This is a genomic window from Microbacterium sp. Bi128 (genome assembly GCF_918698205.1).
This window is the reverse complement of sequence record NZ_CAKKMM010000024.1, coordinates 1-24405: the sequence shown is the minus strand read 5'-3', so window position 1 is coordinate 24405 and position 24405 is coordinate 1. Positions and strand designations below refer to the sequence as shown.

The following is a 24405-nucleotide window of genomic DNA, read 5'->3' as shown; positions in this document are numbered from 1 at the left end:
ATCGCCGGCGAGGTTCCGGCGTGTGACATCGCGATCGTCGGCAGCGGACTCCGCTCCATCGAGCGGATCACCGGCCGACTGGGGTACGCCACCGCCGCGCGTTCGGGTGCGTTGAACGGTCTGATGCTCGGGCTGCTCTTCGCGTTCATCTTCGTGCTGGGCACCCCGACCGTCGAGATCTCGGCGTTCATCGGTGTGCTCCTGGTCGGCATGGCGTTGGGCATGCTGCTGAGCCTGGGCACGTACTCGATCGTGCGCCGTCGCCGTGACTTCGCGTCGGTCATGCAGGTGACCGCCGATCACTACGACGTGTGCGTCGCCGCGGCGAGCCTGACCAAGGCCCGTGGCGTCCTCGGCCCGGCGGCTACCGCGCGTACGGTCGTCGCTCGCCCGACCACCCCGACCGACGCGGCACCGCCGCAGTACGGCGAACGCGTGCAGACGCCGGGCACGCCCGCGCCGGCCGTGCCGCCGCGTCCGCCCGTGCCGTCGCGTCCGGCGGACGACGAGCCCCCGCGCTACGGTGAGCGCATCGCGCCGCCGGTGGCGCCCGCCGCAGATCCCGAGTCCTCCTCGGACGGCGCGCCCGAATCGGACGCGCCGCGCGACGAGCGGTGACCGCCGACCCCGTCCGCATCCCCGTCGCCCTCCCGGCGGGCGAGACGGTGGTGTCGGGCCTGTGGTCCCTCGCACCGCACGCCCGCGCGACCGTCGCTCTCGCGCACGGCGCCGGAGCGGGCATGACACATCCCTTCCTCGAGGGCCTCGCCGCCGGTCTCGGGGATGCCGGTGTCTCGGTGCTGCGTTTCGTGTTCCCGTACGTCGAGGCCGGCCGACGGATGCCGGGACCCGCGGCCCACGCGGTCGCCACCTGGGCGGGGGTGCAGGCGTGGCTGGTCGGTGCGGGCGCGGGTCCGTTCGTCGCCGCCGGGAAGTCGTACGGGGGCCGGATGGCGTCCGTCGCCACGGCGGAGGGTGCGCTCTCTCCTCTGGCACTGGTGTACCTCGGCTATCCGTTGCACGCGCCGGGCCGACCCGACAAGCCCCGCGCCGAGCACCTGCCGGCGATCACGGCGCCACAACTGTTCATCGAGGGCGAGAACGACCCCTTCATCGACCCGCGCGCGCAGTTCGATGAGGTGGTCTCGACCTGTCACGACGCGCGCGTGCATTGGGTGCCCGATGCGAACCACTCCTTCGAGGTCAAGGGGAAGCGGCGACCGGCGGACGACATCGGGGCCGGGCTCGCGCCGGTCGTGGCGGAGTTCGTGCGGGGGCTGAAGGTGGTCTAGGGCTCGAGCGGGAGGTCGTCGCTAAGGCGTGGGCTGCTCTTCGATGCCGCAACGGGAGATCGCGAGTAAATCGATCCCCTTTCGGCCGTCCCGGTCGCTTTCTTCGATGGTGACGCTGACGCCGGTCGCCTCCTGGATCAGGTTGGCCTGGGGGAAGGACACCTCGATGAGCTGAGGCTCAGTTCTCCAACCATCGCCCAAGCTGTCGCGGACTCCTGCGATGAAGTCCCGGATGTCCACCTGTTCGGACACGTCCACCTCCCAATACCCGGTGAAGAACGCGCCGTCCTTGTTCATTCCGAGCAAGGGATCGTTGCACCCGTATGGTTCCTGCTCTGGTCGAGGTCGAACTGTCTTGGGCTCTGGGATGAGGTCCGCGACTGTCTGCAACGCCGCTAGCGCCTCCTTCTTTACGTCTTCGTACCGATGTGGTGGCGTGGCCGAACATCCCGCGAGCGCAAAACAGAGGACGGTCGAGAGCAGTAGTTGGGCCAGTCGATTCACTGGAGATCTCCTTCGCTTCTCAGCAGATTGCGAACGGCTTTCAGCACCGGCCCGTTGACCTTCTCGTCGCCGCTCATCAGTGCCGTGTGGTGACCGACGCTGTCCGCGATCAGGCGGGGCAGATAGGCCGGGTTGGTCGTCACTCCATAGGCGACGAGCGAGGGCATGTTCGGGCCGGGGAGCCCCGGGTCGACGAGTCGGACGCCCGGGATCGTCTCGGGGGCGACGGTGAAACCCATCCCGCCTGCGCCGAGGCCGGCGTAGTAGCGGTTGACGTCGTCGACGGCCTGGGTGGCGTAGTACTCGGTTCCGGCGTGCGGCTCGTACGGGCCGATGGCACCGACGCTCGCCGCGAGGAACCGGGTGTCGACCGTGCCACCGTGCTTCTCTGCCTCGCTGCCGACACCGCCCCCGTACGAGTGTTCGTAGCTCATGGTCCACAGCCCCGGGTGGGCGGCATCCACACCCCGGAGGAACCGTGCGTATTCGGGGCCGCGTTCTTCGGCGAAGCGGTTCCACTGGGGACCGTCCTCGAGGAGGGAATCGAGTTGAGGCATCGACCCGGTCATGACGGTGAAGGCGACCACCGACGCCCCGGACGAGCCGACCTGCCACTCCGCGAAATCCGTCACGGGATGCTCGGTCATGAATGCGTCGGCGTCGGTGTTGGTCCCCGGCACGACGAACAGGGCCGCTTTCGCGGTGGACGGGTCGCCGGCCATCTCGATCAGCGAGCCCCGGTCGGGATCCCACGCGTACAGCAGCTTCGTCCCGTCCCGCACCTTCTCGAAGTAGGCGATCTCGCGCTCGAGGCGCGCGCGTTCCGCGCGACGGTCGAGCACCTCGGTCGCTGTCGAGCGTCGGTGGGGGATCCGTCGTTCGTGCAGGGCCTGGCGTTGCGCCCGCAGCGCGCGCAGATGGTCGTCCGCGCGCAGGCGGTTCGCGGCCACGCGGTCGTTCGCCGTCACCCCGTCGAGGGTGCCGACGAGGGCGGGCACGGCGGTGACGAGATGCGCCGCCACCGTCGGATCGAGGCTCGACCACCACCGCGCGATCTCTTCGGGAGCCGTCCCGTGGAGGAGGCGGTTCCACTCGGGATGCACGGACATCAGCCGACCGGGATCTCGTGCGACGGCGAGCCGGTCGAGCAGGACGAGTCCGGCGGCATCCGTCGACGAGGGGACAGCACCGGGGTGCTCGGGCCCGCTCCACGCGGCGAGCGACGACCAGGAGATGTCCGGAATCGCGCGCAGAGCCATCGCGCACCGATGGGTGGCGTCTTCGTACGCTTCGGCGAGTCGGGCGACGTCGCGGGCGGCGTCGTGTTCTGCCTCGGCCCGAGCCAGTTCGTTCATCGCGCCCGCCGCCGTCTCGGAGCCGGTCTGCCAGACCGAGCGCGGCGGCGCGGCGAGGGCCTGCGCCGTGAGGAGGAGATTCCTGTCGTGCGCGAGCCGATCGAGATCGTCCGCGTAGTGCTCGAGGGCGCGCCCCGCGGATACGAGCCCGGCGGTGATCTCGTGGGCGGCCGGCCCTGTCGTGCCGAGGGCTCGATGCAAGAGGTCGGCCTCGGGGGCGCGATACAGACCGGGCGCGAGGCTCCAGGCGAACAGTGCGTCCTGCACCGCGGTCTCGAACGAGGCCGATCTCTGCCGGAGCGCCTCGACGGCGGACCGTATCCGCTCCGGATCGGCGGGCGGGTCGGGCACCGTCACACCGATGCTCACAGCCGCCTCTTCCCGAAGACGACCGGGTCGAACGGATTGCCGTCGCCGGCCCCCACGGCCGCAGCGCGCGCGTCGGTCGTGACGGCCATCTCGTCGTCGGCCGAGAGGTACGCCAGTACTGCGGTCTGCAGCGCGGACACCGTGGCTCGTCCGCGCGCGACGATGCGGTGCGCGAGGTGGACGCGCGTCTGAGCCGCCTCGACGAACGCCGGGTGCGCCGGCACCGCCCGGGCGAGGGTGCGCGCAACGGCATCCACCGCCCGCTGCAGGGCGATCGTGACCTCGTGCACCTCGTCGAACGACCGGCGCATGCGCTCGGCGATGCCGAGCAGGTGTGGGGGATCCATCGAGTAGGACATGCGCGGGATCGTAGAGAAACCGCGTCGGGCACTTTTTCACCCTGTGGACAGCCGACCTCAGCGCCCGGCGGCGTAGCCCTGCATCCCGCGCGGATTGGCCGCGGCCCAGAGCACGCCCGCGGCATCGCGCCCCACGGCGCTCACCCGGCCCAGAGCCCAATCGCCGGCCCTGCGCACCCGATGCCCCCGCCGTTCGAGATCGGCGATGAGCGTTTCGCCGAGCCGATCCTCGACCACCGCCCCCGCGGGAGTCCACGAGCGCGGCCAGAACGAGTCGGTCACCGCCGTCGTGTGCAGGGTCGGCGCATCGATGGCCTGCTGCGGTTCGTATCCGCCCACGAGCATGCGCAGCAGCATCGGCAATTGCCACTGGTCCTGCTGATCGCCGCCGGGGGAACCGAGCGCCGTGATCTCGTCGCCTCGGGTGAGAATCGTCGGCGTGAGGGTGGTGCGGGGACGTCGCCCCGGAACGAGGGATGCCGGGTGCCCGGCGACGAGCCACGTCATCTGCAGACGCGTGCCGAGGCAGAACCCCAGGTCGGGGATCGTGGGCGAGGACTGCAGCCAGCCGCCCGAGGGCGTGGCCGAGACCGTGTTGCCCCACCGGTCGATGACGTCCAGGTGGCACGTGTCTCCGCGCGTCTGACCGCGGCGATCGACCGTGGGCTCACCGGTCGCGCCGGTCCCGTCGCCCGTCACGGGGCGGACGTCGGGGAGGAACGGAGCCCGCCCCTCGGGCGCTCCCGGGCGGAGCGCCGCGCTCGCGACGTCGTCGAGGAGCGATCGTCGAGCGGTGACGTAGTCGTCCGTGAGCAGCGCCTCGACGTCGACGGCATCCGGAGTGTCGCCGAACCACGCGTCGCGGTCCGCGTAGACGAGCTTCTGCACCTCGAGGAGCGTGTGCGCGCCGAGCGGCGACGAGGGGTCGAGCCGCGCGTCGTCGAACGGGTCGAGGAGGCGCAGCGCCTGCAGCAGGGCGGGCCCCTGCGTCCACACTCCGGCCTTGAAGACCTGCCAGCCGCGGAACGGTACCGACACCGCGGGTTCGAAGCCCGCGCGCCACGACGCGAGGTCGTGCGTGTCGAGGACACCGGGGTGGTCGCCGCCGTCCGAGTGCCGGTGCGGGGTGCGGAGGAACTCCGCGGCCCGCGGCAACACCCCGGACGCCCATTCCTTCCGCGCCGCCTCGATCCGCTCGACCCGGTCATCCGCACCGGCGCCGGCGCCGACCAGTTCGTCCAGCACCGCCGCATACGCGGGATTGCGGACCACCGTGTGCGGTGCGGGCGCCGAGCCGTCCGGCATCCACAGATCGGCCGATGTGGGCCAATGCTCGCGGAAGAGCTCCGCCACGCGTCCGATCGTCGCGGCGGCGCCCGGGACGAGCGGATGCCCGTCGCGGGCGTAGCCGATGGCGTAGTCCAGGACGTCCGCGACGTCCCAGGTGCCGTGGTCGCGTAGCAGCAGGAGCCACGCGTCGACGGCTCCGGGCACCGCGGCGGCGAGGCCGCCGGCACCCGGGACGAGGTCGAGTCCGCGCTCCCGGAACGCGTCGATCGACGCGCCCGCGGGGGCAGGGCCCTGCCCCATCAGCACCGTCGGCTCGGCAGCTCCGGCCGGACGCACGAGGGCGACGAGATCGCCGCCGGGACCGTTGAGGTGCGGCTCGGCGACGTGCAGCACGAAGGCGGCCGCCACGGCGGCGTCGAACGCGTTGCCCCCGCGTTCCAGCACCGATTGCGCGGTCGCCGTCGCGGTCCAGTGGGTGGATGCCGACATGCCGAACGAGCCGCGCAGGGTCGGGCGCGTCGTGAACGACGCGGGCGGAGTGAACGTCACCGGGCGAGCCGCGCGATCCACTCCTCGACCTCGTCGGCCGTCCGCGGGATCCCCGCGGACAGGTTCACCGGTCCGTCCGCGGTCATCACGATGTCGTCCTCGATGCGCACGCCGATGCCGCGGTACTCCTCGGGGACCGTGAGGTCGTCGATCTGGAAGTACAGCCCGGGTTCGATCGTGAACACCATGCCCGGCTCGAGCTGACCGTCGTAGTACATCTCGCGACGGGCCTGCGCGCAGTCGTGCACGTCGATGCCGAGGTGGTGGCTGGTGCCGTGCACCATGTACCGACGGTGCTGGCCGCCGCGCTCGGCATCCAGGGCCTCATCGGCCGTGACGGGGAGCAGACCCCACTCGGCCACGCGTGCGGCGATGACCTCCATCGCGGCCTCGTGGACGCGACGGAACGGCACACCGGGCCGTGCGGCCGCGAAGGCGGCGTCGGCGGCCTCGCGCACCGCTTCGTACACGCGACGCTGGACGTCGGTGAAGCGACCCGAGACGGGGAGGGTCCGGGTGATGTCGGCGGTGTACAGGCTGTCGACCTCGACACCGGCGTCGATGAGGATCAGGTCGCCCGGGACGACGGCGCCGTCGTTGCGCGTCCAGTGCAGGTAGCAGGCGTGTGGACCCGAGGCGGCGATCGTGTCGTACCCGACGGCGTTGCCGTCTGCGCGCGCGCGGCGGTGGAAGACCCCCTCGACCACGCGCTCCCCGCGCGGGTGCTCGATGATCCGGGGGAGTTCGGCGACGATGTCGTCGAATCCGGATGCCGTGACCTGGACGGCCAAGGCCAGTTGGGCCAGCTCGAAGTCGTCCTTCACCAGCCGCAGCTCGGAGACGACGCGGGTGAGGTCGTCGTCCACACCGACCACGCGGTCGTCGTCGGCGGGGGAGAACTCGTCGACGTGTGCGGTCTCGAGGCCGAGGTCGGCGGCGACACCCGCGAGCGCGGGCCGCGGGCCGATCCAGAACTCGCCGATCGCGGCATCCGCGTAGAACTCCGTGGTCGTGCGGTCGGCGCGCTCGCGGAAGTACAGCACCGCGTCGTGCCCGTTCTCGCGCGGCTCGAAGACGAGCACCGAATCGGGCTCGGCATCCGCTTCCCATCCGGTGAGGTGCGCGAACGCGGAGTGGGCGCGGAACGGATAATCGGTGTCGTTGCTGCGCTCCTTGAGCGAACCCGCGGGCACGACGAGGCGCTCACCTGGGAACGCCTGCGACACTCGATCGCGGCGACGGGCCGTCCACGCGGACTGCTCGCGGGGGGACGGCAACGTCTCGGGGCGTTCGGCCCAGCCGGTCGAAATCGTGTCGAGGAAGCCGCGCGGGAACGGGGCCTTGCGGTTCGTCGTGGTCTCGACGGGCTTCTGCTCTGCGGGGGCGATCGTGTCGCGTTCGGCGGGGGAGTCCATCTCTCCAGTGTCCCACCACCGGCCGCCGGGCGCACGGCTCAGCCGGCGGCGCGCTCCAGCTGCACCACGATCGGGCGGTGGTCGGTGCCCGACCCGTCGAGCGAGCGCATGACGACCGATCCGGTGACGGTCCAGTCGGGGGTGGACATGACGTGGTCTATCGGTGCGCCGAGGAGCGCCGGCACGTCGGTCGGCCATGTCCCGACGCCGCCGTTGCCGCTCTCGGACGCGGCATCGTGACAACGCCCCAGTGTGCCGCCGTCGACGCCGAGACCGGTCATGTGGTCGAGGGTCGCGTTGAAGTCGCCGGCGAGGATGACGTTGTCGGTCGCGCACTGGTCGGCGAGCCACTGCAGGTCCGACTTCCACTCCGCCATGTACTCCTGCCGCGGGGCGACGGCATGGGCGGCGACGATGATGGGGCCGTTTCCCGAGACGGGCATCGCCACGGCGCTCGGCACGGTGGAGGTGTTGCTCGAGCCATCGAGCGAGGACTGGATGACGCTGTAGTCGCCCAGCTCGGGTCGGATCAGGACGGTGGTCGACGTGGCATCCCAGCCCGTGATGCCGTACTCGCCGTACTCGGCGTGGTGCGCCCACATCGGCTGGCCCAGGTCGCGCATGATCTCGGCGACGCGGGCACCGGTGTCGATCGTCGTCTCGGGGAGCGTCACCACGTCGGCCTTCATGCCCACGGCGAACTGTGCGATGGACTCGGCCGACGTCGCCTCGCCCGCGGTGTTCCACGTCATGACCCGCAGGCTCGTGTCGGTCTTCTCGGGGAGCGCGTCGGTCCCCGAGCCGCGCTGGAAGACGAGGGCCCCGTTCACGCCCGCGGCGGCGACGAGGATCACGGCGCACGTCAGCGCGAGCGCGCGTACCGGACGGATCAGGGCGAACAGGAGCGCCACCAGTGCGGCGGCAGCGAAGCCGGCCGCGAGAGGGACGCGGAACGAGATGACCTGAGCGAGCGGGAAGGTCCGCTCGATGCCGAACGCGCTCGGCCAGGTGAGCGCCACGGCCGTCGCAGCGCACGCGAGCGCGAACACGATCCCGAACAGCCGACGCACGGATCCGACCCTAGGCGAGGCGCCTGGGAGATCCACGGATGCCGCCTGGCCGACGGCTCCACGACCGCGGCGCCGCGCAGGCGGGCGGTACGCTCGACGGGTGCCGCGCGATCGTCGATTCGAAGGACCCAGTGACCTTCACCTCCACTCGACGCACTCCGACGGCACCGAGTCACCCGCCCTCGTGATGGCGGCCGCCCATCGCCACGGCCTGCGCACCGTCGCCCTGACCGATCACGACACCACGTCGGGCTGGGCCGAAGCCGCCGAGGCCGCCTCGTCGCTCGGGATGACGTTCCTCCCCGGCATGGAGCTCTCGGCGCGGCACGAGTGGCGCAGCGTCCATCTGCTCGCCTACCTCGTCGACCCCGACGACGGTGCGCTGCGGGCCATGACCGATCGCATCCGTTCCTCGCGGCTGGACCGCGCACAGATCATGGCCGAGAGGATCTCGCGCGACTTCGACATCGCGTGGAGCGACATCGTCGCCCAGACCACCGACGGCGCTACCGTCGGCCGGCCGCACATCGCAGACGCGCTCGTCGCGCGCGGCATCGTCGCCGACCGCACCGAGGCCTTCGCCGGCATCCTGCACCCCGCGAACGAGTACTACGTCGCGCTGTACGCCCCCGACCCCGTGACGGCGGTCGAGCTGGTCGTCGGCGCGGGGGGAGTGCCGATCGTGGCCCATCCGGCCGGACGCGCGCTCCTGCCGCACCCGGTGCTGGAGGCGATGCTCGAGGCGGGCCTCGCCGGCTTCGAGCTCCGGCACCGAGAGAACCTCCCGGATCCCACGGCCACCCTGGCGCGGCTCGCCGCCGAGCGCGACCTCCTCGTCACCGGGTCCAGCGACTACCACGGCCTCGGCAAGCCCAACGTGCCGGGCGAGAACACCACCGACGACGAGATGGTCGCGCGTCTGATCGCGGCCGGCAGCGGGTCGTCGCCCGTCTTCCCCTGACGGACGTCCGCACGAGGAACGAGAACGGCGCCGCCCCCGAAAGGGTCGGCGCCGGACGATTCTCTGGGCTCAGGCCACGGGAGCGGCGTTCGCGCCCGACCCGCCGCTGCGGCGGCGGCGACGGCGACGCGGAGCGGAATTGCCGTCGTGGTGCTCGCTGCCTCCACCGTCGTGCGTGCCGGCGCCCTCGGCGCGCGGCGTCGCGGCCGCCGCGCCCTCGCTCGCGGCGGGGGAGTCGGACGACCCCCCACGGCGACGGCGGCGACGGCGCGGGCCGTCTTCGCCCGCGGCATCCGCGGTTCCGGTCTTCTCGGCCTTCTCGACCTTCGGAGCCGCGGCGGCCTTGGGAGCCGTGACCAGGCGCCCCTTCGTGCCTTCGGGGATGTCGAGATCGGTGTAGAGGTGCGGGCTCGACGAGTACGTCTCGATCGGCTCGGGCTGACCGAACTCGAGCGCGCGGTTGATGAGCGCCCACTTGTGCAGGTCGTCCCAGTCGACGAACGTCACCGCGATGCCGGTCTTGCCGGCGCGACCCGTTCGGCCCGCGCGGTGCAGGTAGGTCTTCTCGTCGTCGGGGATCGTGTGGTTGATGACGTGCGTGACGTCGTTGACGTCGATACCGCGGGCGGCGACGTCGGTCGCGATGAGCACGTCGCGCTTGCCGGCCTTGAACGCGGCCATCGAGCGCTCGCGCGCCTCCTGACTCATGTCGCCGTGCACGGCGGCGGCGTTGAAGCCGCGGTCGCCCAGCTCGTCGACGAGTTTCTGGGCGGCACGCTTGGTGCGCGTGAAGATGACGCTCTTGCCGCGGCCCTCGGCCTGCAGGATGCGAGCGATGACCTCGTCCTTGTCGAGCGAGTGCGCCCGGTAGACGAGGTGCTTGATGTTGGCCTGCGTCAGACCCTCGTCGGGGTCGTTCGCCCGCATGTGGATCGGGTTCGACATGAACCGGCGGGCCAGGGCCACGATCGGTCCCGGCATGGTCGCCGAGAACAGCTGCGTGTGGCGGACGGCGGGGACCTTCTGGAAGATCTTCTCGATGTCGGCGAGGAAGCCGAGGTCGAGCATCTTGTCGGCCTCGTCGAGGACGACCTCGACGGCGCCCGACAGGTCGAGCAGACGCTGGTTGCTGAGGTCGATGAGGCGCCCGGGCGTTCCCACGACGATCTGCGCACCGGCCTTGAGCTGATCGATCTGACCCTCATAGGCCTTGCCGCCGTAGATCGCCACGACGCTGGTCGCGCGGTTCTGGGTCAGCATGTCCATGTCCTCGTAGACCTGGACGGCGAGCTCGCGCGTGGGCACGACGATGAGCGCCTTCACACCGGGCTCGGGGTTGAGGCCGAGGCGCTGGACGACCGGGATGCCGAAGCCGAAGGTCTTTCCGGTTCCGGTCTTGGCCTGGCCGATGATGTCCTGGCCCGGGAGGCCCAGGGGGATGGTCTGTTCCTGGATCGGGAAGGCATCCACGATGCCTTTGGATGCCAGGGCGTCGACGATGTCCTGGTCGACGCCGAGCTCGGCGAAAGTCGTCATGAGCGTGCCTGTTCCGGCGGTGAGAGACCGCCTGGGGAGTCGGATCCACGCCCTCCACTCGTCCACAGGCGCGGGGCCCCGATCCATCGCCGGGGCGAGTCCACTCTACCCGGCGGGTGTTTCGGGGGCCCGACGCCTAGGCTGTAGAGCGTGTTCGAGTGGTTCCGTCGTCGTCGACCGGTCGGTCGCACGCTGCAATTGCGCTCCCGTGGCGACCTCGGCGACGCCATGCGCGTCGACTTCGCCGAACTCGCGCCCGACATCGAGACCTTCCTCGGTCAGGCGGCCTACCTGCAGCTGGGCTTCTTCGAGACGCTGAGCGAACTCATCGCGTCCACGCCCGAGCTCGCAGAGAAGGAATCGCTCTCGCGCGCCGCCGGAGCCGCGCTCATCAAGCACCAGGAGATCGTCGCCCTGATCCGCGAGCGGGGAACGGATCCGACGCAGCTCATGCTGCCCTTCCGCGAGTCCCTCGACGCGTTCCGGCGCAACACGCACGGCGTGCGCCCGCAAGAGACCATGCTCTCGGTGCACATCACGGCCGGGATGCTCGATGACTTCTACCTCGCGCTGTCGTCGAGCTACGGCGACACGGGTCGGCGCGTGGCCCGCATCCTGCAGGCCGACGATGACCGACAGGCCATCGTCGAGATCCTCGGCGCGACGATCTCGAGCGACGAGGAGTGGCGCTGGCTGCTCGCCCTCTGGGGTCGCCGTCTGGTGGGGGACACCCTGCTCGTCGCCCGCGCTGCGCTCGCGCACCCGCGCCTGGACCGCGCCGAAGAGGCCACGGTCGAGCCGGTGTTCACCGAGCTCATGGGGGCTCACGCCCGTCGCATGGATGCCATGGGGCTCGCGGCCTGATCCCACAGATCGCCGTGGGTGCGCGGCGAGACGCCGACGCGGGGTTCGCTCGCGTTCAGATGCCGTGTCGCGCGCGTTCGGTCGCGTCGCTGTGCAGTCGGGCGCGCGTGAGGAAAGGGATGAGCGCGAAGGTCGTGACCGTCGGCGCGATGATCGCGACCAGCCACGGAACGAACGAGTCCGCGCCCACGCCCGCCCAGGTGAGCACCGTCCACGAGACGCCCGCGGCCGCCGCGCCGACGAACGGCGCCAGGGCGGTGCCGCGCAGGTCGCGGTGCGGGAGAGCGAAGTGGACGGCGAGGCCGACCACCGCGCCGATGATCAGCCCGAGGAGGATCTGCACGGCCGTGGCCTCAGGCGACGAAGCCGACTCGGCGGGCCTCTTCGGTGCCCAGCTCGATGAACGCGATGTTCGCGGTGGGGACGATGTAGGAGTTGCCCTTCACGTCGACGAACGACACGTGGCTCGCGGCCTGGTCGAAGGCCGCGGCGATCGACGCCTTCACCGCGTCCGAGCCCTCGCTGGTCTCGAAGTTCAGCTCGCGGCCGGTGTTGGTGATGCCGATGCGGATCTCCACGTTGCGTCCTTTCCGCCCGGGGATCTCGATCGTCCCGGCGCGATGCTCCGACTCTACGACAGCGTGGGCAGCCGGAGCCGCGTGCGGGGAGCGGCTTCGCGGACGGCGAACGGCGCGGGTCGTCCGGCCCGTGTCGGAGGCCGCGGCTAGCGTGGATGACATGCAGAAGCCGGATGCCGCGACCCTCTCCCGCGAGGGGGCGGGCGCACCCGTCGCGGCCGTCGATGGCGCCGCGGGCATCGTCCCGGCGGGTGCCGTGCGCGCCCTCGGCCCCGACGAGTTGGACGCCGAGCAGCGTGTGGTCGTCGACTGGGCGCCGTCGGCCAGCGGCGCGGTGGTCGGGGCTCCCGGGTCGGGCAAAACCTCGACCCTGCTCGCCCGCGTCCGGGCCCTCGTCGCCGCGGGCGTCGATCCCGATCACGTCCTCGTGCTGACGCCCACGCGTCCGGCGGCCACCGCCCTGCGCGACCCGCTCGCCCTGGCCGTCGGCCGGGCTACCTCGGGTGCCCTCGCGCGCTCGGTGGCATCCTTCGCCTTCCAGATCGTTCGCGGAGCCGAGGTGCGCCGCGGCGCCGAGCCCCCGCAACTGCTCACCGGTGGCGACGAAGACCAGATCATCCGCGAGCTCCTTGAGGGCGACGCGATCGACGAGGCCGAGGGACGGTCGCGGTGGCCGGAGTGGCTCGGCCCGTCCATTCGCGCGACGCGGGGGTTCCGCGGCGACCTGCGCGCCTTCCTCGCCGAGTGCACCGATCTCGCGATCGCGCCCGACGACCTCGCCGATCTCGCGCGGCGGAACGACGTCCCGGTGTGGGCCGCCCTCGGTTCATTCGCCGCCGAGTACCGTGCCGTCCGCGCCGAGATGCGCGGCACCCACCGGGACGCCGCCGACCTCGCCCGCGAGGCCGTCGCCGTCCTGCACGAGGCCGGCGCGGATCGCGCCCTGCTCGGACGCTTCGCCCCGGTGCGCTGCATCCTCGTCGATGACGCGCAAGAGCTCACGTCCGGCGGCATCGATCTGTTGCGCGCGTGCCGGGATCTCGGCATGGGAGTGGTCGCGTTCGGCGACCCCGACGTCGGATCCGGCGCGTTCCGCGGGGCCACCCCCGAGAACTTCGCGCGGCTCGCGGCCGAGCTCGGCACGCTGGCGGCGCTGGGCGAGCCGCACCGCGGGACGGCCGAGCAGATCGATCTCGTGCGCAGTGTCGCCGCGCGGATCGGGGCCGCCGGTGTCGTGGCTCATCGCCGTCCGCCGGCGGGCGCGGCGCCCGAGGGGTCGGTGCGCACGTTCCTGCTCCGCTCTCCGGCCGAAGAGGCGGACGCCATCGCTCGTCTGCTGCGAGAACGTCACGTCCTCGACGGCATCCCGTGGGGGTCGTGCGCGGTGATCGCGCACGATTCGCGGCAAGTCGCGTCGTTGGAGGCCGAGCTCGCCGCTCGCGAAGTGCCGGCGCGCGCGAGCGGTCCGGGCCTCGCTCTCGGGGTGCAGCGCACCGTACGCGACCTCGTCGCCCTGGTCGAACTCGGCATGCGCGATCCCGCCGCCTGGGCGCCCGAGGCCGTCGTCGATGCGCTCCTCGGAACGTATGGCGGTCTCGATCCGATCGAGCTGCGACGGTTGCGCGCGGCGCTGCGCCAAGAGGAGCTCGCCGCGGGGGGTACCCGGTCCGCCGCCGAGCTGTTGGCCTCGGGTCTGCGTCACCCCCTCGAGTTCGCCACGATCGACACGCGCGAAGCGCGTCGCGCGACGCGGCTCGGCGAGACCCTCGCGGCCCTGCGGGCGCAAGCGGATGCGCGGGCGACCCCGCACGAGCTGCTGTGGACGGCGTGGGAACGCAGCGGTCTTTCGCGGCAGTGGCGCGAGGCCGCGCGTGGACACGGCGCTCTCGCCGAACAGGCCGATCGCGACCTGGATGCCATCGTGGCGCTGTTCCAGGCCGCCAAACGCTTCACCGAGCGTGAGCCCGACGGAGAGGCGGCGGTGTTCCTCCGGTCGGTGATCGACAGCGATGTCGCCGAAGACCGGATCGAGCAGCCGGCCGTCATCGACGCCGTGCGTGTGCTGACCCCGGCTGCGGCGGCCGGGACGGCCTTCGACACCGTCGTCGTCGCCGGGGTGCAAGAGGGAGTGTGGCCCAACACGCGATTGCGCGGAGGGCTCCTCGAGACGTGGCGCCTCGCCGATGCCGTGCAGTTCCCCGACCTTCCCCCGGCGGGCATGCTCGATCGTCGTCGGTCGGCGATGCACGACGAGCTCCGACTGTTCGTGCGCGCTCTTTCCCGCGCGCACTCGAGCCTCATCGTCACCGCCGTGGACGACGACGACACGGGCCCGAGCGTGCTGTTCGAGATGCTCCCGACGCCCGAACCGGCGTCGTCGGTACCCGAGCACCCGCTGTCGCTGAGGGGTCTCGTGGCCCGACACCGCCGGACGCTCACTGCGTCGCGCTCGTCCGGTCGGGAACGCCGTCACGCCGCGGGACAGCTCGCGCTGCTCGCCGCCGCTGAGGTCGCGGGCGCCGCCCCCGAGCAGTGGTACGGCGTGGCTGCGCCGACCTCCACGGCACCGTTGCGCGACCTCACCCGCGAAGACGTGCGGGTGTCGCCCTCGCGTCTGCACGCACTCGAGCAATGCGAACTCGACTGGGTCATCGGCGACCTCGGCGGAGATCGCAGCGGGACCACGGCGGGCATCGGCACGATCATTCACGCGGCTCTCGAGACCGCGGCATCGGGAACCGAGGACGCCCTGTGGGCCGTGGTCGAAGAACGCTGGGGCGAGCTCCTCTTCGATGCCGCCTGGCGCGAGCGCGCCGAGAGAGTCCGCGCCCGTGAACTCGTGCGACGACTCGCCGCCTATCTGCGACGCTTCGACGACGCCGGCGGGCGTCTCGTCGGGGCGGAGCGGCACTTCGAGGTCGCGATTCCGGTCGACGACGCGGGGGAGCACGGCGCCGTCCTGAGCGGCGACATCGACCGGGTCGAGGTCACCCCTGCGGGCGAGGTCGTCATTGTCGATCTCAAGACGGGGAAGAACGAACCGCAGACAGACGCGAAGGTCGCCGACAACCCGCAGCTCGCGGCCTACCAGCTCGCTTTCTCGTCGGGAGCGATCGAGCAAGTGAGCGGGATGCCGTCCGGTGGCGCGAAACTCCTCGTGCTGCGTCCCACCGCGGCGACCAAGGACTACGCCGAACCGCGCCAGGCGCCGTTCGACGATGAGGCGCGCGAGCAGTTCGTCGGCCGCGTCCAGCATGCCGTCGGCGTCATGCGCGGCCACCGGTTCGCGGCGCCGTACGAGGTGCACTGTCGCGACGAGTTCTCGTTCGGACTGTGCCGCATCCACACCGTCTCGGCGGTGAGCGCGTCGTGACGGCGTTGCTGTCCGCCGCGACGATCGCGGCCGCCCTCGGCCAGTTTCCGCCCACGGCGGAGCAGACGGCGGTCATCGAGGCGCCGCTCTCGCCGGCGTTGGTGGTCGCCGGTGCCGGAAGCGGAAAGACCGAGACGATGGCCGGGCGCGTGGTGTGGCTCGTGGCGAACGGGCTCGTGCGGCGCGATGAAGTCCTCGGGCTCACGTTCACGCGGAAGGCGGCGGGAGAACTCGCGGAGCGGATCCATCGCCGGCTGCATCGCCTGTCGGAGTTCGAGGCTCGAGGGCTGCTCCCCGTGCTGCCCGCGCTCCACGCGGCGGGGCGATTGTCGGTGTTCGCCGACCTCGCGACACTCGACGGCGCCCGCGCGGATGCCGAGCGGCGGAAAGTCCTCGACGACCTCGCGCGCGAGCACGGAGTCGCGGACGACGACGCCGGGGGCGCCGACGATCACCTGCTGCACCGTCCCACGGTCTCGACGTACAACAGCTTCGCCGACGCGATCGTCCGCGAGCACGGTCTGCGCATCGGCCGGGACTCCGAATCGGCGGTGCTGTCCGAGTCGGCTGCCTGGCTGCTCATGCGACGCGTGGTGTTCACCTCCGACGATCCGCGGTTGGAGGAGCGCCAGGAGTCTCCGCGCACGCTCGTGGACGCGGCGCTGCGGATCGCCCGTGACGGCGTCGACAACCTCGTCGACCTCGATCGTCTGGCCGCGTTCCCCGATGACTTCGCCCGGATCGTCGAACGCCCCTCGACCTCGGCGCGCGTGACCGTCTACAAAGACGTGGCCGACGCGGCGTCGCGCGTGTCGGCGCTCGGCCTGCTCGCGGCTCTGGCCGCCGCCTACGATCGCGAGAAAGCGCGCCTGGGGGTCATGGACTTCGCCGATCAGGTCGCGGGGGCGCTCCGCATCGTCCAGGAGCATGCCGCGGTCGTCGACGAACTCCGCGCCCGGTATCGGGTGGTGCTGCTCGACGAGTATCAGGACACCTCGGTCGTCCAGACCGACCTGCTGTCGACCCTGTTCGCCTCGACGGGGGTCATGGCCGTGGGCGATCCGCACCAGGCCATCTACGCCTGGCGCGGCGCGAGCGCGGGCAACCTGGGCGGGTTCCCCGCGGCCTTCGCGCCCGAGGGGGGATGCCAGACCTTCTCGCTGTTGACGAGCTGGCGCAACAGCGCCCGAGTGCTGACCGCCGCGAACGCCGTCCTGGCGCCCCTCGCCAGCCGCTCCCCGGTCGCCGTCGAAGAGCTGCGGTCACGACCGGGAGCGCCGGAGGGCCTCGTCGAGGCCTTCTTCGAGCGCGACCTCGACACCGAGGCCGATCGGGTGGCCGCCTGGTTCGCCGGGGTGCGCGCGGCGCGCGCCGCCGAGGGTCGGCAGACGACGGGAGCCGTGCTCTTCCGCAGCAAGAAGCACATGGTGCGGTTCGGCGACGCCTTGGGGCGGCGCGGCATCCCGCACCGCATCCTCGGGCTCGGGGGACTCCTCACCACCCCCGAGGTCGTCGATGTCGTGTCGGCGCTCCGGGTCATCAGCGATCCCGAGGCCGGTTCGGCGCTGATCCGGCTGCTGTCGGGCCCGCGCTGGTCGATCGGGCTGGCCGACCTGCGCGCCCTGGCCCAACTCGCCCGGCGTCTGGCCACGCACGACGTGGCGTTGCATCCCCTGGCTCCCGAGGTCGTCGATCGCTTGCGCTCGACCCCCGGCGCCGATCGGGCCTCGCTCGTGGACGCGCTCGACTTCGTCGCGCGTCAGACCGACGGGCACGGCTGGCTCTCCGACATCGCGGCGGACGGACGCGAACGTCTCCGCGAAGCGGGCGCCGTGTTCGCCGGGCTCCGCCGGAACATCGGCGCCCCCATCCCCGAGCTGATCCGCCTCATCGAGACCGAGCTGCGGCTGGACGTCGAGCTGGCGGCCAACGAGTCCCGTGGCCCCGCGCGCATCGCCTCTGCGCAGCTGCGCGCCTTCGTCGACGAGATCCGCGGCTTCCTCGCCGCAGACGAGTCCGGGTCGGTCACGAGCCTTCTCGCGTGGCTCGACCACGCCGAGCAGGCGGACGAGTTCGCGCCGCGGACCGAGCCCCCCGAGGACGACGTCGTCCAGCTGTTGACGATCCACGGCTCCAAGGGTCTCGAATGGGATGCCGTCGCTGTGGTGCGTCTGGTCACCGACGAGCTGCCGTCGCTGCCCCGCGACACGAAGGGGTGGTTGGGGTTCGGCATCCTCCCGTCCGAGTTCCGCGGCGACTCCGCCTGGCTCCCGGTCCTGGGCTGGCGTGGCGCCGAGACCCAGCAGGACCTCAAGGCGGCGATCGACGCCTTCATCGACGCGAACCGCGCGCGGCAGCTCGACGAGGACCGCCGGCTGGCGTACGTCGCATTCACCCGGGCACGCGATCACCTCGTGCTCTCGGGATCGAGCTGGTCGGGGACGAAACGTCCGCGCCGGCCGAGCGTGTTCCTGGACGAGGCGACGGAGGCGCTCGGTATCGACCTCGCCGTCGACGACGCCGGTGACGATCCGTACGACGGGGAGCGACGGCTGATGCACTGGCCGCTCGATCCGCTCGGCGCGCGCCGTACCGCGGTCGGAGCCGCGGTCGACGAGGTTTCCGCCGCGCGATCGCGGCCCGCGGAGCAGCCGGATGCCGACCTCGAACTGCTGCTCGCCGAGAGAGCCGATCGACTGCGGCCGACGCACGCGCCCGCGCCGACCCGGATCCCCGCATCGCGGTTCAAGGACTTCGTGGCCGACTACTCGGGCGCGGTGGAAGAACTGCGGCGCCCCATGCCCGAGAGGCCCTATCGGCAGACCCGGCTGGGCACGCTCTTCCACGCCTGGGTCGAGAAGCGATCCGGAATCGTGGGCTCCGGGACCGGGCTCGATGATGCCGGTCTGTGGGAGGACGACGACGACGGCGCATCCGCCGCCGATGCCGAAGAGCTGCGAGTGTTGCGCGAGAAGTTCGAGCGCTCCGAGTGGGCGGGCTTGCAGCCCATCGAGGTCGAGACCGAGATCGACTTCGTCACCACCCGGCTCGACGGACGTCCGCACGTCGTCATCTGCAAGCTCGACGCGGTGTATCGCCGAGGCGACCGGTACGAGATCGTGGACTGGAAGACCGGCCGACCGCCGACCACCGAGGCGGAACGGCGCTCGCGCATGGTCCAGCTCGAGCTGTATCGAGAGGCGTACCACGTCAAGCACGGCGTGCCGTTCGACCTCATCGACGTCACGCTGTTCTACGTCGGCGACGAAGTGGTTCTGCGCGGCTGAGCGGGTACGCCGGGGCGTGACGACGCGACGCGTCCGTGGGTCGCGCCCCGCAGGGTGTCACGCGTGCTCAGGCCCCGTCGCGGGCGACGCCCCAGCGGCGGAGGGCCGCGCGGCTCGCGCGTGCGGCATCCTCTTCGTCGTCGATCGCGTCGTGCGCGGCGCCCTCCGCGCCCGCCGCCGGAGCGGCGTCGCGCGTCGTCGCCGGCTGGTCGGTCGTCGATCCGTCCGCACGGTCCGCGGAGTCCGGAGCCGACACCGCGGGCGTCCATCCCTCGAGGTCGATCGGAGCGGTCGGCCCGGGTTCGTCGGCGTCGGCGTCGGTGACACCGAACGCCCCCTCCGCGGTCACGGGGTCCTGCGCCAGGGCTTCGGCGAGCGCGGCGGCGGCCGCCTCGCGGTCGCGTTCCGCGGAGAGGTACAGCGACAGCGCTTCGGGGTCGTAGGCGTCGGTCTGCATCGAGGTGTCGACCGCCGAGGCTGCGGTGGGCGGAACACGTTCGACGAGCGCAAGGGCGTCGTCGATGTCGGAGCGGGTCGAGGGCACGATGTGGTCGCCGCGGACGCCGTCGGCGAGCGCCTCGAGCAGGGCCACGGCGTCGGCGACGACCTCGGCCTCGCCCTCGTCGTGACCGTGCACCAGCCACTTCGCGAACTCCAGCTCGGCGTACAGCCGCGCTCGCTCACGCAGCAGCGGGTCGGGGGAGCGTTCCCCGGCCGCGGCGTAGCCGTCGTACACGTCGTCGGTCGCGGTGGGCGCCGAGGCGAGCCAGCGCAGGTCGACGGCCGGGTCACCGACGCTCAGCCCCGACCAGTCGAGCATTCCGCTCACGTGGGGCACGCCGTCGGCATCGTCGACGAGGAGCACGGAGGAGCTCGTCGCGCCGCCCAGCACCACCGCGGATTCGAAGCGCCACAGGTCGGGCTCCTGCAGGGCACGCCGCCACCGCATCATGAGCCCGTCGGGCACGCGTCCGGTCGCGTCCGCGCGGTCGAGGAGGCGGGCGACGTCGTCGCGCACCTGCTCTGCGGACCGCACGGGCAGCCCGTCGGTGCGGACGACGGAGACGGGAAGGGAGTGGACGGCGGCGAGGGCGCCGCCGATCGCGGGCGCGTAGCCGGGGCCCTTCGGCAGCTCGACGGGATCGATCCGGTAGCCGTCGATGACGTCGACGACCAGGACGCGGTTCTCGCCCGAGCCGGCTTCGCCGATCACCTCGGGCGCGGCGAACGGCAGAAGCGCGCGAACGCCGGCCGTCAGAGCGTGCAGCGCCCGGGACTCGGCGGCGAGTTCGGCGGCGGAGTCCTCGGTGGCCGGCATCCGGACCACGACGGTGCGCCCGTCCTCGAGCGAGATGAGCGCGGAATCGAATCGACCGCCGGCGTTCTCGGTCAGGGGCGCGGCACTCGTCACACCGATGCGGGGCAGGGCCGTCGTCGCGGACGCGGCTAGAGTGAGGGGCGAGCGTGCCATGCCCCCAGGGTAGGTCGGTCGCTCGCCCGATCCCCCCGCGCCACGCCCTTGAGAGAGGTGTTCGATGCCGCTGCCCGCTCCGCCGCTGCCCGATCGATGGCCGGGAGGCGCGCTGGATCGCTCCGGTGCCGAGCGCGACGTCGACGGACTGCTCGATCGTGCGCGGGCCGCCTCCGACACACGCGTCCTCGTCGTCCACGCCGACGCGACGCCGGTACGGGATTCGCGACTGGTCACGGTTCCCGTCCCGTCCCTCGCCCAGGTTCGTGAGTGGGCGTTCCTGGGGCGCGCGTCCGACGGTGGCGCTCTGCTGTTGGCCGTCGTCGAGGACGAGACCGGGATCGTCCTCCCACCCGACGCCGTCTGGGCGCCGCTGCGCGCGGTCGGTGGCGATCTGCCCGCCGAGGAGGCCGAGATCTTGGGGACGGCGGTCGCGCTCGCGGGCTGGCTGCGCGACGCAGCGTTCTGCCCGGCGTGCGGGACGGCGACCGTGCTGCGCCAGGCCGGCTGGTCGCGGCACTGCCCGAACTGCGGACGGGAGCACTTTCCCCGCACCGATCCGGCGGTCATCGTCCTCATCTCGTCCGCGGACGACCCCGATCGTGTGCTCCTCGGTGCCAATGCGGCGTGGGGCGGGAGCCGGTACTCCTGCTTCGCCGGGTTCGCCGAGGCGGGGGAGTCGCTGGAGGACACCGTCGCGCGCGAGGTGTGCGAGGAGTCCGGCGTCCGCCTTGAGGCCATCGAGTACCGCGGATCGCAGGTGTGGCCGTATCCACGATCGCTGATGCTCGGGTTCCGTGCGCGGGCGATCGATGATGACGAGGCACGTGCCGACGGCGACGAGATCGTCGAAGTGCGCTGGTTCGGCCGCGACGAGATCGGTGCGGCTCTGCGCGGCGAGACCGCCGTGCAGCTGCCCGGAGCGGCATCCATCGCCCACCGGCTCATCGACGACTGGTACCGGGAGCGCTCGTGACCGTGGAGCCCCTGAGTGGTCTCGACGAGCACCAGCTCGAGGCTGCTCGCGCGTTGCGGGGGCCGGTGTGCGTCCTCGCGGGCGCCGGTACCGGCAAGACCCGCGTCATCACGCGCCGGATCGCGCACGGAGTGGACACGGGCGCGTACTCGCCGCAGCGCGTGATGGCCGTGACGTTCACGGCGAAGGCCGCGGGAGAGATGCGCGGTCGCCTCCGGGCGCTCGGTGTGACGGGGGTCTCGGCGCGGACGTTCCACGCGGCGGCGCTCGCCCAGGTGAACTTCTTCTGGCCGAGCCTCGCCGGCGATCAGGCACCGACGATCATCGACAACAAGGTCCGGATGCTCGCCCACGCCGCCGACGGCGTCGGGCTGTCTCCGGACACCGCGACCCTCCGGGACGTCGCGGGCGAGATCGAGTGGCGCAAAGTCACGATGCGTTCCATCGAGAAGTACGCGTCCGACCGGCCCGGCGGCATCGGGAGACTGAACGTCGATCAGGTCGTGGCGCTGCAGCGCGCGTACGAGAAGCTCAAGGACGAGCGCCGGCAGATGGACTTCGAAGACGTCCTGCTGACGTGCGCCGGAATGATCGAGGCCGAGCCCCGCGTCGCTGCGGCCGTCCACGAGCAGTACCGTCATTTCACCGTCGACGAGTACCAGGACGTCTCGCCGCTCCAGAACCGGCTGCTGGAACTCTGGCTCGGCGACCGGCGCGACCTGTGCGTGGTCGGCGACGCGAGCCAGACCATCTACTCGTTCACCGGCGCCGATTCCCGCTATCTGCTCGACTTCGCGCGCGCGTACGAGGACGCACGAGTCGTGCGTCTCGAGCGCAACTACCGCTCGACCCCCGCCGTGCTGGCGGTCGCCAACGACCTCATGCGCGGGCGGGCGGGGGCCCTCGAGCTCGTGGCGGCGGCGACCGACGAATCCCCGGTTCCCACCGTCCGCGCCTTCGAGGACGAAGAGGCCGAGGCCGAGGGAGTGGCGGCGGCGATCGCCGCGAGCGTGCGTGGTGGCGCCGATCCGCGCAGCATCGCCGTGCTCTACCGCTCGCACGCGCAATCGGCCGTGCTCCTCAGCGCACTGGCGAAGCACTCGATCGCGGCCACCGTGCTCGGCGGTCGGAAGTTCTTCGACCTGCCCGAGGTTCGCCAGGCCCTGATGGCGTTGCGTGCCGCGTCCGTGGCGCCGATGGAGACGGGCTTCCTCGCCACGGTGCGCGACGTTCTGCGCAGCATCGGGCTCAGCGACGACCCGCCCGCGGCGGGAGGGGCCTTGCGCGACGCGTGGGAGGCCCGGGCGGCGCTCCTGCGGCTCGCCGAGGAAGCCCCGGAGGGCACCGATCTGCGGGCGTTCACGGATGACCTCCAAGCGCGCGCGAAAGACCAGCACGAGCCGGCGACGCGCACCGTGACCCTCGCCACGTTGCACGCGGCGAAGGGGCTGGAGTGGGACCACGTGTACCTCATCGGGGTGAGTGAGGGCCTGCTTCCGATCTCGTACGCGACCACGTTCGAAGCCGTGGACGAGGAGCGACGACTGGCCTACGTCGGTGTCACGCGGGCCGCGCGAACCCTGTCGGTGAGCTGGTCACGCGGTCGCGGCCGGTCCGAGCGGACGCCGTCGCGCTTCCTCCGAGAGATCGGCAGCGGCAGTCTTCGCTCGGCTGATGCGTTCGCCAGACCCGCTGGAGCGAGTCGACGCGGAGGAGCAACGACCGGGTCACCGGGTCGATCGGGCCGCTGAGCAGATGCCGAGCGGCCCGCCCGGCCTCGGCCGCGAGGGCCGGGTCGATCGCGGGTCGCGGTCGCGCCAGCAGTTGCGCGGCGATCAGCGGCCAGGACGAGTCCTGACGCCGGCGGTCGGCATCCAGGCACGTCAGGCACGCGGTGCGGCCGGGGGCGATGAGAGGACCGACGGCGGCGGAAGTGCCGTCGAGGACGAGCGGCAGGTGCACGACGTCGTGGCGCACGATTTCGACGGCACGCCGCGGATCCACGCGGTGGGCGGCCAGCAGGAGGACGCGCGCCTCGGCCGGGACTGGGTGGCTGTCCCGCCCGGCCCAGTCGAGGCGGCGCGTGCGCGGGGGGAGCGCCGCGAGCACGGCGCGGACGGCCGACCCCGGAAGGTCGTCGGCGACCTGGACGATCAGGGGAGGTGTCCGGCGTCGTCGCGAGAGCGCCGGTGCGAGCCGCCCGAGCAGATCGTCGGCATCGCGATCGGCGCCGCCGTGCAAGCGCACGAGTGCACGTAGCGCGGCCCGTGACGTCCCGGCCTCGAGTGCCGTGAGTGCGGCATCGGTCCATGGAGCGGAATCGGTGAGGTACGCGCGTGCCGGGGAACCGAACTGCACGGTGGCGTCGTCGCGCCAGAGCGGGGGAGCGGAGGGATCGAGTCGGAGCATGCCCCGATGATGGACCGCCGACGAGGCCCGCGACCGTTCTCCCCAGGGAGTGTGCGTGCGCGACCCCCTGGGGAGGAGGGTTCAGACCGGTCGCTGGTCCCCGGGTGTCGGGTCCTCGTCGTCGTCGGTTCCGGACGTGTTCGACGGCGGCGCCGCATCGGGGGAGTCGCCGCGCGCGGCATCCCGGTCGGCGGCGGTCTCTTCGGCGATGAGCTGGGCGAGGGCATCGTCCATGGCATCCGACGGGACCGTCTCGCCACGCGACGTGGCCGTGAGCCGGGCGACGAGGCCCGCGGGGTCGTCGATGTCCTCGGCAGAGGGCATGAGGTCGGGGTAGTCCCACAGGGCGTCGCGACCGGCGACGCCGACGGCGTCGGTGACGGCGCGCCACATCGCCGCGGCCTCGCGCATGCGACGCGGGCGCAACTCCAGCCCCACGAGCGAGCCGAGTGCCTGCTCGGCGGGCCCACCCACGGCGCGGCGGCGGCGGACGGCCTCGGCGATGCGAGCTGCCGAGGGCAGCCGTGACGTCGCGTCCTCGGTGACGACGTCGACCCAGCCCTCGATCGTCGCGAGCAGGTTCTCGAGCCGGGTCAGCGCGGCGGTCTGCTCCTCGGACCGCTGCGGCAGCAGCGCACCGCTCTCGAGGGCGCTGCGCAGTTCTTCGGGCTGGGAGGGGTCGAACCGTGCCGCCATCTCTTCGAGGGCGTCGGTGTCGACCCGGATGCCGTGGGCGAAGTCGCGTAC

The 24405-nt window shown here is 72.0% G+C and carries 19 protein-coding genes; 8 read left to right on the top strand and 11 right to left on the bottom strand.

The genetic code is table 11. The annotated features are described in order from the left end of the window. Positions 1-618: general stress protein (locus tag LQV45_RS03760; RefSeq protein ID WP_230005812.1), on the top strand; the 618-nt coding region annotated here is incomplete at its 5' end. Next, positions 615-1292, top strand: a complete 678-nt coding sequence (locus tag LQV45_RS03755; RefSeq protein WP_230005811.1) for an alpha/beta family hydrolase — start codon at positions 615-617, stop codon at positions 1290-1292. The genes LQV45_RS03760 and LQV45_RS03755, both read left to right, overlap by 4 nt. A gap of 21 nt (positions 1293-1313) precedes the next feature. Here the strand turns inward: LQV45_RS03755 and LQV45_RS03750 are convergent, their stop codons facing one another. The 6 genes from LQV45_RS03750 to LQV45_RS03725 all read right to left on the bottom strand — a co-directional run bounded on the left by LQV45_RS03750 (position 1314) and on the right by LQV45_RS03725 (position 8203). Next, positions 1314-1589: a hypothetical protein gene (locus LQV45_RS03750; RefSeq protein WP_230005810.1), complete on the bottom strand. Its 276-nt coding sequence runs from the start codon at positions 1587-1589 to the stop codon at positions 1314-1316. Positions 1590-1792: 203 nt separating this feature from the next. Beyond that, positions 1793-3520, bottom strand: coding sequence for a hypothetical protein (locus LQV45_RS03745; protein ID WP_230005809.1), 1728 nt, complete (start codon positions 3518-3520; stop codon positions 1793-1795). Beyond that, positions 3517-3879 (bottom strand): hypothetical protein, encoded by a 363-nt coding sequence (locus LQV45_RS03740; protein WP_230005808.1) that lies wholly within the window; start codon positions 3877-3879, stop codon positions 3517-3519. The genes LQV45_RS03745 and LQV45_RS03740 overlap by 4 nt, the downstream gene beginning before the upstream one ends. A gap of 57 nt (positions 3880-3936) precedes the next feature. Next, positions 3937-5718 carry a gamma-glutamyltransferase family protein gene (locus LQV45_RS03735; RefSeq protein ID WP_230005807.1) on the bottom strand — a complete coding sequence of 594 codons (1782 nt, stop codon included), beginning with the start codon at positions 5716-5718 and terminating at the stop codon, positions 3937-3939. Then, on the bottom strand, positions 5715-7133 hold the full coding sequence (locus tag LQV45_RS03730; protein ID WP_230005806.1) for an aminopeptidase P family protein: 1419 nt from the start codon (positions 7131-7133) through the stop codon (positions 5715-5717). Before LQV45_RS03730 ends, LQV45_RS03735 begins: the two co-directional genes overlap by 4 nt. 38 nt (positions 7134-7171) lie before the next feature. Continuing rightward, on the bottom strand, positions 7172-8203 hold the full coding sequence (locus LQV45_RS03725; RefSeq protein WP_230005805.1) for an endonuclease/exonuclease/phosphatase family protein: 1032 nt from the start codon (positions 8201-8203) through the stop codon (positions 7172-7174). Between the two features lie 100 nt (positions 8204-8303). On the opposite strand from LQV45_RS03725, the gene LQV45_RS03720 reads away from it, so the two are divergent. Continuing rightward, positions 8304-9164 (top strand): PHP domain-containing protein, encoded by an 861-nt coding sequence (locus tag LQV45_RS03720; protein WP_230005804.1) that lies wholly within the window; start codon positions 8304-8306, stop codon positions 9162-9164. Positions 9165-9233: 69 nt separating this feature from the next. Here LQV45_RS03720 and LQV45_RS03715 read toward each other — a convergent pair whose 3' ends face one another. Beyond that, positions 9234-10700, bottom strand: coding sequence for a DEAD/DEAH box helicase (locus LQV45_RS03715; protein ID WP_230005803.1), 1467 nt, complete (start codon positions 10698-10700; stop codon positions 9234-9236). A gap of 150 nt (positions 10701-10850) precedes the next feature. Between LQV45_RS03715 and LQV45_RS03710 the strand changes: the two genes are divergently transcribed. Continuing rightward, the gene (locus tag LQV45_RS03710; protein ID WP_230005802.1) at positions 10851-11564 is read left to right on the top strand and encodes a ferritin-like fold-containing protein; all 714 of its coding nucleotides are present in this window, start codon (positions 10851-10853) and stop codon (positions 11562-11564) included. 55 nt (positions 11565-11619) lie between these two features. On the opposite strand, the gene LQV45_RS03705 is transcribed toward LQV45_RS03710, so the two are convergent. After that, the gene (locus LQV45_RS03705) at positions 11620-11907 is read right to left on the bottom strand and encodes a hypothetical protein (protein ID WP_230005801.1); all 288 of its coding nucleotides are present in this window, start codon (positions 11905-11907) and stop codon (positions 11620-11622) included. Between the two features lie 10 nt (positions 11908-11917). Next, positions 11918-12142: a DUF3107 domain-containing protein gene (locus tag LQV45_RS03700; protein ID WP_138172825.1), complete on the bottom strand. Its 225-nt coding sequence runs from the start codon at positions 12140-12142 to the stop codon at positions 11918-11920. Between the two features lie 160 nt (positions 12143-12302). Here LQV45_RS03700 and LQV45_RS03695 point away from each other — a divergent pair, with 160 nt between their 5' ends. Both LQV45_RS03695 and LQV45_RS03690 read left to right on the top strand, forming a co-directional pair. Continuing rightward, on the top strand, positions 12303-15515 hold the full coding sequence (locus LQV45_RS03695) for an ATP-dependent DNA helicase (protein WP_230005800.1): 3213 nt from the start codon (positions 12303-12305) through the stop codon (positions 15513-15515). Continuing rightward, positions 15476-18802, top strand: coding sequence for an ATP-dependent DNA helicase (locus LQV45_RS03690; RefSeq protein WP_290370199.1), 3327 nt, complete (start codon positions 15476-15478; stop codon positions 18800-18802). The genes LQV45_RS03695 and LQV45_RS03690 overlap by 40 nt, the downstream gene beginning before the upstream one ends. Positions 18803-18869: 67 nt before the next feature. Here LQV45_RS03690 and LQV45_RS03685 read toward each other — a convergent pair whose 3' ends face one another. Next, positions 18870-20273 (bottom strand): phosphotransferase, encoded by a 1404-nt coding sequence (locus tag LQV45_RS03685; RefSeq protein ID WP_230005799.1) that lies wholly within the window; start codon positions 20271-20273, stop codon positions 18870-18872. A 64-nt stretch (positions 20274-20337) separates the two neighbouring features. On the opposite strand from LQV45_RS03685, the gene nudC reads away from it, so the two are divergent. Then, a complete protein-coding gene (gene nudC, locus LQV45_RS03680; protein WP_230005798.1) occupies positions 20338-21249 on the top strand; it encodes an NAD(+) diphosphatase in 912 nt (303 codons plus the stop codon). Next, positions 21246-23000 carry an ATP-dependent helicase gene (locus LQV45_RS03675; RefSeq protein ID WP_230005797.1) on the top strand — a complete coding sequence of 585 codons (1755 nt, stop codon included), beginning with the start codon at positions 21246-21248 and terminating at the stop codon, positions 22998-23000. The genes nudC and LQV45_RS03675 overlap by 4 nt, the downstream gene beginning before the upstream one ends. Before the next feature lie 739 nt (positions 23001-23739). On the opposite strand, the gene LQV45_RS03670 is transcribed toward LQV45_RS03675, so the two are convergent. Further along, positions 23740-24405 (bottom strand): zinc-dependent metalloprotease (locus tag LQV45_RS03670; RefSeq protein ID WP_230005796.1); only part of this gene is annotated, 666 nt, incomplete at its 5' end.

Bases quoted from the DNA above. Each gene is read 5' to 3' on its own strand.
- LQV45_RS03750 (WP_230005810.1), bottom strand. From the start codon at position 1,589: ATGAACAAGGACGGCGCGTTCTTCACCGGGTATTGGGAGGTGGACGTG.
- LQV45_RS03740 (WP_230005808.1), bottom strand. From the start codon at position 3,879: ATGTCCTACTCGATGGATCCCCCACACCTGCTCGGCATCGCCGAGCGC.
- LQV45_RS03730 (WP_230005806.1), bottom strand. From the start codon at position 7,133: ATGGACTCCCCCGCCGAACGCGACACGATCGCCCCCGCAGAGCAGAAG.
- LQV45_RS03715 (WP_230005803.1), bottom strand. From the start codon at position 10,700: ATGACGACTTTCGCCGAGCTCGGCGTCGACCAGGACATCGTCGACGCC.
- LQV45_RS03695 (WP_230005800.1), top strand. From the start codon at position 12,303: ATGCAGAAGCCGGATGCCGCGACCCTCTCCCGCGAGGGGGCGGGCGCA.
- LQV45_RS03685 (WP_230005799.1), bottom strand. From the start codon at position 20,273: ATGGCACGCTCGCCCCTCACTCTAGCCGCGTCCGCGACGACGGCCCTG.
- nudC (WP_230005798.1), top strand. From the start codon at position 20,338: ATGCCGCTGCCCGCTCCGCCGCTGCCCGATCGATGGCCGGGAGGCGCG.